Origin of the sequence: Saccharopolyspora sp. (assembly GCF_017434145.1) — a bacterium.
In the GTDB taxonomy this organism is placed as follows: Bacteria; Actinomycetota; Actinomycetes; order Mycobacteriales; family Pseudonocardiaceae; genus Saccharopolyspora_C; species Saccharopolyspora_C galaxeae.
In genome coordinates, this window is the sequence record NZ_JAFRFW010000021.1 from 1 (window position 1) to 9,682 (window position 9,682).

7 protein-coding genes are annotated in these 9,682 nt (G+C 71.0%); 3 read left to right on the forward strand and 4 right to left on the reverse strand.

The genetic code is table 11. The annotated features are described in order from the left end of the window. Positions 1–922, forward strand: a 922-nt coding sequence (locus IJH84_RS00440) for an HAD-IC family P-type ATPase (protein ID WP_295138839.1), incomplete at its 5' end; no start/stop codon positions are given. A 558-nt stretch (positions 923–1,480) separates the two neighbouring features. On the opposite strand, the gene IJH84_RS00445 is transcribed toward IJH84_RS00440, so the two are convergent. Then, a complete protein-coding gene (locus IJH84_RS00445; RefSeq protein WP_295138841.1) occupies positions 1,481–2,428 on the reverse strand; it encodes an EamA family transporter in 948 nt (315 codons plus the stop codon). Positions 2,429–2,488: 60 nt separating this feature from the next. Next, positions 2,489–3,430 (reverse strand): MIP/aquaporin family protein, encoded by a 942-nt coding sequence (locus tag IJH84_RS00450; protein ID WP_200072551.1) that lies wholly within the window; start codon positions 3,428–3,430, stop codon positions 2,489–2,491. A gap of 446 nt (positions 3,431–3,876) precedes the next feature. On the opposite strand from IJH84_RS00450, the gene IJH84_RS00455 reads away from it, so the two are divergent. After that, positions 3,877–6,687 (forward strand): aconitate hydratase, encoded by a 2,811-nt coding sequence (locus tag IJH84_RS00455; RefSeq protein ID WP_295138845.1) that lies wholly within the window; start codon positions 3,877–3,879, stop codon positions 6,685–6,687. A gap of 106 nt (positions 6,688–6,793) precedes the next feature. On the opposite strand, the gene IJH84_RS00460 is transcribed toward IJH84_RS00455, so the two are convergent. After that, complete coding sequence (locus IJH84_RS00460) at positions 6,794–8,404, reverse strand: LCP family protein (RefSeq protein ID WP_295138848.1); 1,611 nt, start codon at positions 8,402–8,404, stop codon at positions 6,794–6,796. Positions 8,405–8,670: 266 nt separating this feature from the next. On the opposite strand from IJH84_RS00460, the gene IJH84_RS00465 reads away from it, so the two are divergent. Continuing rightward, positions 8,671–8,958, forward strand: coding sequence for a hypothetical protein (locus IJH84_RS00465; protein ID WP_233628148.1), 288 nt, complete (start codon positions 8,671–8,673; stop codon positions 8,956–8,958). Positions 8,959–8,971: 13 nt separating this feature from the next. Here IJH84_RS00465 and IJH84_RS00470 read toward each other — a convergent pair whose 3' ends face one another. Continuing rightward, on the reverse strand, positions 8,972–9,643 hold the full coding sequence (locus tag IJH84_RS00470) for a haloacid dehalogenase type II (protein ID WP_295138855.1): 672 nt from the start codon (positions 9,641–9,643) through the stop codon (positions 8,972–8,974). Positions 9,644–9,682: the final 39 nt, after the last annotated feature.

Here is a 9,682-nt window from a genome sequence, read left to right on the forward strand (position 1 = left end):
CGTGCGGCTGCTGCGCGCCGACGGGCGCACCGTGGCGATGACCGGGGACGGGGCCAACGACGTGCCCGCGATCAAGCTCGCGCACGTCGGCATCGCGCTGGGCTCGCGGGCCACCCCGGCGGCGCGGGAGTCCGCGGACCTGGTGGTGGCCGACGACCGGATCGAGACGATCACCGACGGCATCGTGGAAGGCCGGGGCATGTGGGCCTCGGTGCACGACGCGCTGTCGATGCTGCTCGGCGGCAACCTCGGCGAGATCGGGTACGCGGTGGGGTCGGGTTTCCTCGGCTCCGGTGCCGCGCTCAACGCGCGGCAGCTGCTGGTGGTCAACATGCTCACCGACGTGTTGCCCGCGATCGCCATCGCGGTGCGCCCGCCGCCGCACGCGACGCCGGAGAAGCTGCTCGCCGAGGGACCGGAGGCTTCCCTGGGCAAGGCGTTGACCCGCGACGTGTACGTGCGGGCGGTGGGTACGGCGACCGCGGCCGGCTTGGCGTGGGCGCTGGCCCGCCCGGTCTCCACACCTGGGCAGGCGCAGACGACGGGGCTGGTGGCGCTGGTGTCCGCGCAGCTGGCGCAGACACTGGCGGTGCGCGGCCGCACACCGCTGGTGCTGGCCTCCGGCGCGGTTTCGCTGCTGATCCTGCTCGGGGTCGTGCAGGTGCCGGGGGTGAGCCAGTTCTTCGGCAGCAGGCCGCTGCTGCCGCACCAGTGGTTGATCGCGCTCGGGGCGGCGATGGCGAGCACCGCAGGGGTGGTGGCTTGGCAGCACTGGCCCGGGGACGACGGTGCAGACGGCGCCTCGCAGGCACCGGCGCTGCCCGGTGCGCCGTCGGAGTCCGTGGTGCAACCGGGCTCCCCGGACGAGTCTCCGCGCGTCGTGGAAGGCGTGGTGGAGCCGAGCGAACCGGCGAGGGTGTGAGCGCGCCGACGGCCCGCCCGGACCAGTGATCACCACGCCGGTGGTGGTTCGTGATCACCCCGGATGTGGTGCGCGCACTCGGTGCAAGAGCATCGTGCAGCGCCGCTTGCGAGTGAAGGACCTCTTCGCCCGGCTAGGTTGGTCGAAGGGGTTCTTCACCTCGGTGCAACCGTTGCGCGGGCGGGCGTCATCGGAACGCCAGGGCCGCGGGGCTCTGCGGCCGCACCTTCACCCACGTGAGGGCGTGCTGAGCTGCGGTAACGACAATATTCCCGGTCGTTTTACCCGCTCGTCACCCGGCACCCACCTCGTCCTCACTCCGGAACGGCACCGTCGGGGCGTACGAGCTGGACACGGCAGAAAGCACGCTGACCATGAACTTCCTGGCGAACCTGCTGACCGGGGTGGCCGTGGCCCTCCTGGAAGGTCTCATCGTCCACTTGGCCAAGAACGCCTTCACGCGCGTGGCCCGCTCCCGCGCGGCGGCCTGAGCGCGGCCGCACCGACCGGTCACGGCTGATCAGTACCGAGCCCGCTGCGGGCGCTGAAACCGGCGCGTCAGCGGGCAGATGAACCGCTCTCGGGCACCAGCGGGGTTTCCGCCTCCGCCGGCGCCGCACGTTGCGCCACGTACGCGCCGGCCAGGATCAACGCTCCCCCGGCAAGCTGCCACGGCCCGAGCCGCTCCCCGAGCAGCAGCCACGCGAGCAGCGTGGCGACCACCGGTTCCAGGAACGCCACGGCGCCTGCCACCGGCGGGGACAACCTCCGCACAGCGACGATGCCGGTGAGGTACGCCAGCACGGTGCTCACCAGGACCATCCAGGCCGCCGCCAAGGCGGCGGGCAGCGCGGCACCGGCCAGTTCCACCGACCCGGCCAGCAGCGCCCAATCCATCTCCCACGGCCGCGCCAGCACGGTGACCACCGCCGCGCCGATCAGCAGCCCGTAGGAGGCAAGTGCCCGCGGGTCGATCTCGGCCGAGGAGTCCGACAACAGGAAATAAGCGGCCTGGCAGCCTGCGGCCGCGAGCGCGAGCAGCAGTCCGAGCGCGTCGAACCGCATCCCCGCGCCGATCTCGACCACGCACGCCAGCCCGGCCAGCGCGAGCCCGATACCGCCCGCGGCCCGCCGGGTCACCGGGCGCCGCCGCACGAACCGGATCCAGCCGAGCACCAGCACCGGCCCGAGGAACTCGACCAGCAGCGCCACCGCGACCGGGATCGAGGCGATGGCCGCGAAGTAGCTCGTCTGCACCCCGGCGATGGCGAACAGGCCGTACCCGAGCAGCAGCCACGGTGCGCGCCGCAGCGCGGACACGTGCCGGAACGCGAACGGCAGCATCAGCAGCGCTCCGCCCGCGAGCCGGATCCAGGCCACTTGCAGCGGGGTGAAACCCGCGGTGATCAGCGGTTTCGCGAACGGTCCCGAACCGCCGAAGCAGAACGCGGACGCGACCGCGGCGAGCAGCCCGGCGGAACCGGCGTGCTGGGTGAAGCTGCGCATCCGAGCATCCAAACACGCGGTCCCGGGACCGTTCCGGGGTTTTCCGCGTTCGCTGCCGCCTCAGTCGCCTGCCCGGCCGGGTTCGGGCGCGGTCTCGCGGGCGTCGAGCACGCGGCCGATGCAGAAGTCGTAGATCAGCGCCCCGGCGACGCCGCCGATCAGCGGCCCGGCGATCGGAATCCAGAAGTACCAGGAGAACGACTCGTAGCTGCCGGGCAGCGCGAGATCACCCCAGCCGGTCAGGAACGTCCACAACCGCGGGCCGAAATCGCGGGCGGGGTTGATCGCGTATCCGGCGTTCACGCCGAACGACATTCCGATGACGGTGACGACCATGCCGATCAGGAATGGACCCATGTTCCCCAGCGGCGCGGAGTTGCGCTTGTCGATGAGCGCGAAGATCAGTCCCACCAGAATCGCCGTGCCGATGATCTGGTCCAGCAGCGGCCCCCACCACGAGGAACCGAAGTACTCGGCGGGGAAAGTCGCGAAAATGGCGAACGTGTCCAGCGACTGCTCGCGCGGCAGGCCCTCCTTGGCGTTGAACGCGTCGATGGCCCAGCTGTAGGAGGCGTAGACGAGCGCGGCGGCGAGGAAAGCTCCGACCAGCTGCGCGACCCAGTACGGAACCACCTTGCGCCAGGGGAAGCCGCGCCGTGCGGCGAAGGCCAGGGTGACGGCCGGGTTGATGTGCGCGCCGCTGACGCCCCCGGCGACGTAGACGCCGAAGACCACGCCGAAACCCCAGCCCCACGCGACGATCAGCCAGTTCGCGGCGCCGAAGGCGTCCGCTTGCCTGCCGGAGCCGGGCAGCCCGGCAACGGCCACCGCCACCGCGCCGCACCCCAGCAGGATCAGCACGAAAGTCCCGAGGAACTCGGCGAGCAATTCGCCGCTGAGCCCGGAACCGTATCCGCGGCGCCGGTTTTCCGAACCGCCGCGCGCCGATCGGCCGCTTTCCGAACCGCTTTCGGATACCGAGTCGTCCGCCCGCTCAGCCATTCCGTCCCCCTAGCCCGGGCGCGGAGTTCGTCGGCATCCGCAGGTCGGGCAGATCTTTTCGGCAGCTGGTCCCGCCGGGATTGTAGGTCGCGGCGGATTCCTCCGCCGGGTTCCGCGAACGGGCGCCGCGGGAATTCGCCGTGAGCGAGCTTCGGAAACAGTTGTGCGATCAGGACCGCGCCCTCCCGCGGTGGGCGCGGCGCGCCGGCTCCGGTGCACCCGACCGCTGGCCCCGGTGCCACAGGTCACACCTGCGAAAACGGCGGGTATTTGCGCACCCGGCACATCGCCGCGATCTTCCGCGACCCGGCCTTGAAGCCATTTACAGGACAAGCGTACTGTTACTGGCACGCGACCCGAGGGGCTGCGCGCACGCTCGGCCGACGTGCGCGAGACTCCCGGTCGTTCCCGAACTGACTTGCGCCCGTCGCGACATGGAGTTGAACGTGACTGCACCTGCGAGCAAGGACAGCTTCGGCGCCCGCGGCACGCTGAACGTCGGTGACGCCTCTTACGAGGTGTTCCGGCTCAGCGCGGTCGCCGGTGCGCAACGGCTGCCCTACAGCCTCAAGATCCTGCTGGAGAACCTGCTGCGCACCGAGGACGGTGCGAACATCACCGCCGAGCACGTGCGCGCGCTCGCGGACTGGGATCCCGAGGCCGAGCCTTCGACCGAGATCCAGTTCACCCCCGCGCGGGTGATCATGCAGGACTTCACCGGCGTGCCCTGCGTGGTCGACCTCGCCACCATGCGCGAAGCGGTCTCCGAGCTGGGCGGCGACACCTCGACGGTGAACCCGCTGGCGCCCGCGGAGCTGGTCATCGACCACTCGGTGTTCATCGACGTGTTCGGCAAGCCGGACGCCTTCGAGCGCAACGTCGAGTTCGAGTACGGCCGCAACAAGGAGCGCTACCAGTTCCTGCGCTGGGGCCAGGGCGCCTTCGACGAGTTCAAGGTCGTCCCGCCCGGCACCGGCATCGTCCACCAGGTCAACATCGAGCACCTGGCCCGTTCGATCATGGCCCGCAACGGCCAGGCCTACCCGGACACCTGCGTGGGCACCGACTCGCACACCACGATGGTCAACGGCCTGGGCGTGCTGGGCTGGGGCGTCGGCGGCATCGAGGCCGAGGCCGCGATGCTGGGCCAGCCGGTGTCGATGCTCATCCCGAAGGTGGTGGGCTTCAAGCTCACCGGCGAGATCCCGCCGGGTGCGACCGCCACCGACGTGGTGCTCACGATCACGCAGATGCTGCGCGAGCACGGCGTGGTGGGCAAGTTCGTCGAGTTCTACGGCTCCGGCGTGGCCTCGGTGCCGCTGGCCAACCGCGCCACCATCGGCAACATGAGCCCGGAGTTCGGCTCCACCGCGGCGATCTTCCCGATCGACGAGGAGACGATCCGCTACCTCAAGCTCACCGGCCGCCCCGCCGAGCAGGTCGACCTGGTCGAGTCCTACGCCAAGGAGCAGGGACTCTGGCACGACCCGGACCACGAGCCGCAGTACTCCGAGCTGCTGGAGCTGGACCTCTCGTCGGTCGTGCCCTCGATCGCCGGCCCGAAGCGCCCGCAGGACCGCATCGAGGTCTCCGACGCCAAGCCGTCGTTCCGCAAGTCGCTGACCGACTACGTGCAGGTCCAGAACGCCGATGACGCCGCGCTGGACGAGGCCGGCGAGGAGTCCTTCCCGGCCAGCGACCCCGTCTCGGTGACCCACCGCGGCGAAGGCGACAAGCCGAAGCTGGCCTCGGCCGCCGACGGCGCCTCCGGCCGCTCCACCAACCCGATCAAGGTGTCCTCGGACGAGCTGGGCGAGTTCGAGCTCGACCACGGTGCCGTGGTGATCGCCTCGATCACCTCCTGCACGAACACCTCGAACCCGTCGGTGATGCTGGGTGCCGCGCTGCTGGCGCGCAACGCCGTGGACAAGGGCCTGACCCGCAAGCCGTGGGTGAAGACCTCGATGGCCCCGGGCTCGCAGGTCGTCACCGACTACTACGAGAAGGCCGGGCTCTGGCCGTACTTGGAGAAGCTGGGCTATCACCTGGTCGGCTACGGCTGCACCACCTGCATCGGCAACTCCGGGCCGCTGCCGGAGGAGATCTCCGCGGCGATCCAGCAGAACGACCTCGCGGTCACCTCGGTGCTGTCCGGCAACCGCAACTTCGAGGGCCGGATCAACCCCGACGTCAAGATGAACTACCTGGCCTCGCCGCCGCTGGTGATCGCCTACGCGCTGGCGGGCTCGATGGACTTCGACTTCGAGACCGACCCGCTGGGCCACGACACCGCGGGCAAGCCGGTGTTCCTGCGCGACATCTGGCCCTCGCCCAAGGAGATCCAGGAGGTCATGGACTCCGCGATCACCCAGGAGATGTTCACCAAGGACTACTCCGACGTGTTCGCCGGGGACGAGCGCTGGCGCTCGCTGCCCACGCCCGAGGGCGAGACCTTCGAGTGGGACACCGAATCCACCTACGTGCGCAAGCCCCCGTACTTCGAGGGCATGGGCATGGAGCCGGAGCCGGTCTCGGACATCTCCGGTGCGCGCGTGCTGGCGCTGCTGGGCGACTCGGTCACCACCGACCACATCTCCCCGGCCGGTGCGATCAAGCCGGACTCGCCCGCGGGCAAGTACCTCAGCGAGCACGGCATCGACCGCAAGGACTTCAACTCCTACGGCTCGCGCCGCGGCAACCACGAGGTGATGATCCGCGGGACCTTCGCCAACATCCGGCTGCGCAACCTGCTGCTGGACGACGTGCAGGGCGGCTACACCCGCGACTTCACGCAGGACGGCGGGCCGCAGGCGTTCATCTACGACGCCGCGCAGAACTACGCCGCGGAGGGCACGCCGCTGGTCGTGCTGGGCGGCAAGGAGTACGGCTCCGGTTCCTCCCGCGACTGGGCCGCCAAGGGCACCCGGCTGCTGGGCGTGCAGGCGGTCATCGCCGAGTCCTTCGAGCGGATCCACCGCTCGAACCTGATCGGCATGGGCGTCATCCCGCTGCAGTTCCCGGCCGGGTCCACGGCGAAGTCGCTGGGCCTGGACGGTACCGAGACCTTCGACCTCTCCGGCATCACCAAGCTCAACGAGGGCGAGACTCCTGCCGCGGTGCACGTCGTGGCCACCAAGGCCGACGGGTCCACCGTGGAGTTCGAGGCGCCGGTGCGCATCGACACCCCCGGTGAGGCGGACTACTACCGCAACGGCGGCATCCTGCAGTACGTGCTGCGGAACATGATCCGCTCCTGAAGGCACCTGCCGATCCGGCAGGTAACGTACGACGGCCCCGGTGCGCCACAAGCGCGCCGGGGCCGTCTTGCGCCGTGCCGCGGTCCGGATTCGTGCGTCGGGGCGGTCAGTTCACGCAGGTGAGGCCGCCCGCGTTGAGGGCATCGGGCGGGACCGGCTGTGCTGGGCCGGTCGGATCGGGGCTGGTCGGATCGGTCCCGGCGCTCGTCGCTTCGGTCTGCGGCTGCGGCGCGGAGGTTTCGCCGGTGGACTGCTGCGAGTCGCTCGTCTCCGGTTCGGCTGAGTACTCCGACGTCGTCCGGGGCGTCGTCTGGGGCGTGGTCCGGCCGGTCGCCGTGCTCGCCGGGTGCTCGCTGGTCGCGGGGGCGCGTCCGGTGGTTTCGCCGGTTCCGGTCTCGGCCGATCCGGTTCCGGCCGATCCGGTTTCGGCCGTGCCCGGTGCGCCAGTGCCGGGCGATCCGGTTCCGGTTTCGGCGGTGCCCTGCTCGCCGGTTTGCGTCTCGCGACCGCCGGTCTCACCGGTCGTGGGCGCACTGCCCTCGCCGGTTTCGGGAGTACTCGCGCCTTCGCCGGTGGGGGCCTGCCCGAACTCTCCCGTTTCCTGCGCCGTCTCTCCCGTTTCCTGCCCGGACTCCCCTGTTTCCTGCGCGGGCGCCGGCCTGCCGTGCGCCGCGTGGTGCACGGCGCGGCTCACCTCCAGCGGATCCACCCGCACCGCCTCCCCGTCCGGGGTGTCGTAGGCGGCGTCCTGGATCGGGATCGTGGAGAACGCCACGTCCCCGGCCGCGAGCCCTTGCATCCGCTGCGCGAACGCGAGCAGGTCCCAGTCCCGGTCCAGCACGATCGAACGCCGCGCCGAGTCGATCAGCCCGCCGAGCTTGGCGGGCTGGGCCAGCAACCCACCGGAGGTCGCGGGGCGCACGAACCCGGCGAGGAACGCCTGCTGGCGCACCATCCGGTCCAGGTCGCCACGAGGCAGTCCGTGCCGCTGCCGCACGAACGACAGCGCCTGCGCACCCGAGATCAGCTGGTGCCCGGCGCGGAAGTCGGCACCGGAGTACGGGTCGTGCACGGCCTCGCGCAGGCACACCGGCACGCCGCCGATCGCCTCGGTGAGCTGGGCGAAGCCGAGCAGGTTCACTTCGGCGTAGTGGTCGACCTGCACGCCGGTCAACTGCTGCACGGTGTCGGTGAGGGTCCTGCGGCCTGCGTCGGCGGCCCGGCGCTCCCGCTCTGCGGGATCGGCGACACCGGTGAGCGCCTCCGCGGCCTGGCTCTTGCCGCGCCCGTACGCCGAATTGATCTTGTGCTCGCCGTGGCCGGGAATGCTGGTGTAGGTGTCGCGCGGCAGCGACATGGCGGTCGCGCCCGCGCCGTTCGACGGGATGTGCACCAGCATCAGCGTGTCGGTGAGGTTCGCCGGGTTGTCGCCCGCGCGCAGCCGCCGCAGCACGTCGTCCGGCAGCGGCCTGCCCTGCGAGTCGGTGCGGCTGTCCAGCCCGACCAGCAGGATGTCGGTGGCCCCGTCGGCGGCCGCGCCGTCGGTGGCGGAACTGGTGCTCAGCGCCCAGCGCAGTTCGCCGTAGTTCGCCCATCCGTACCCGGTGACCGCCAGCACCAGCACCGACAGCAACGCGAAACCAACCCGACCGGCGATCACGGCACGTGATCGGCGCGGCAGCTGCGGTGCGTCGTAATCGCGCGGATCCTCCGCCACGATTCACCCCCTAGACCCCGGTGACCGCTGGTGAGACTAGCCGCGACTGCTCCGTTCAGCCGTGTGCCGCCGGCGTCCGCGATGCCGGTCATCGGGCCGAATTCGGGACGATCGGCGGCGTGCGGTCACGCTCGGCGGTGGAAGTCGCCGATCGGCCCGACCACCCGCGGGCGGGTGGCGGCGGTCGTTACCCTGCTCGGTAGCGGAATCACGGATTTCACGTCACTCGCGGTCACCGGCCGCGTCGCAGCCCCCGGAGGTGAACCATGTCCGACGATTCGGAGGATGCTCACTCCGGCGGAGAGCTGCCCGCGCGGGAGGGGCGGCCGATCGCGGTCCGCTACCAGCCCGGAGTGGTCGGTGAATCGCGCAGGCAAGCTCACCTGGCGCTGACCGAGCCCGGCACCGACGACGCCGCATATTGGACGACCGCGTGCGGCCAGGTGATCCCGGCCGACGTCGCCGAGGTCGCCGACCGGCCTTGGGGGATGCCGTGCCTGCGCTGCCTGGTGGGAATGCCCGAAGCGCCGTGCCCGGCGGGTACGGGCGAGTGACCGCCTCGCGCGTTCAGGCGCGGGTGATGGCGCGGCAGGCGTCGAGCACGTCGGAGCCGGTGAAGTCCGGTTCGCTCAACGAGCCGAGGAACAGCCGCTCCTTGCGTGCAACCCATGCGGTGGCCATGCCGGAGGCTTTCGCACCGTGCAGGTCCCAACCGTGCGAGGCGATCATCACCGCACGGGACGCATCGGTCCCGATCCTTTCCAGACCGCTTCGGTAGACCTCCGGCGCGGGCTTGTAGGCGCGCGGCCGGTCGCTTCCGGTGACCACGTCGAAGCGCTCGCGCAGCCCGGCGGCTTCCAGCGCGGCTTCGGCGGTCGCGGTGGTGCTGTTGGTGACCGTGGCGATCCGCAACCCGGCCTCGCGCAGCAGCGCCAGCGCGTCCGGCACTTCCGGGTAGGGCGGCATCCGGCCTGCGGTTTCGACCGCTGCCCGCACGACTCCGGATTCGGCGGTGAGCCCGGCCAGCTGCAACCGCCGCGTCACGGCGGACCGCAGGTAGTCCGCGAACGGCAGGTACTGGCCGACGAGCGTGTCGACCATCGCCCGCTGCACGGTCTCGTCGAGCAGGTCCAGGCCCGCCTGTTCGCCGTTGCACGGCGCGGGCAGCGCGGCGCTGAGCGCCGCCGGGTCGAGCAGCGTGCCGTTGAGGTCGAACACCGCCCAGTCCAGGTCCGCCACGTCCCGGGTCCTTTCATGTCATCGCCGCCAGAGCCGTTA

Excerpts from the sequence above, each read along its gene's own strand:
- IJH84_RS00465 (WP_233628148.1), top strand. The coding sequence starts at position 8,671 with ATGTCCGACGATTCGGAGGATGCTCACTCCGGCGGAGAGCTGCCCGCG.
- IJH84_RS00445 (WP_295138841.1), bottom strand. The coding sequence starts at position 2,428 with ATGCGCAGCTTCACCCAGCACGCCGGTTCCGCCGGGCTGCTCGCCGCG.
- IJH84_RS00450 (WP_200072551.1), bottom strand. The coding sequence starts at position 3,430 with ATGGCTGAGCGGGCGGACGACTCGGTATCCGAAAGCGGTTCGGAAAGC.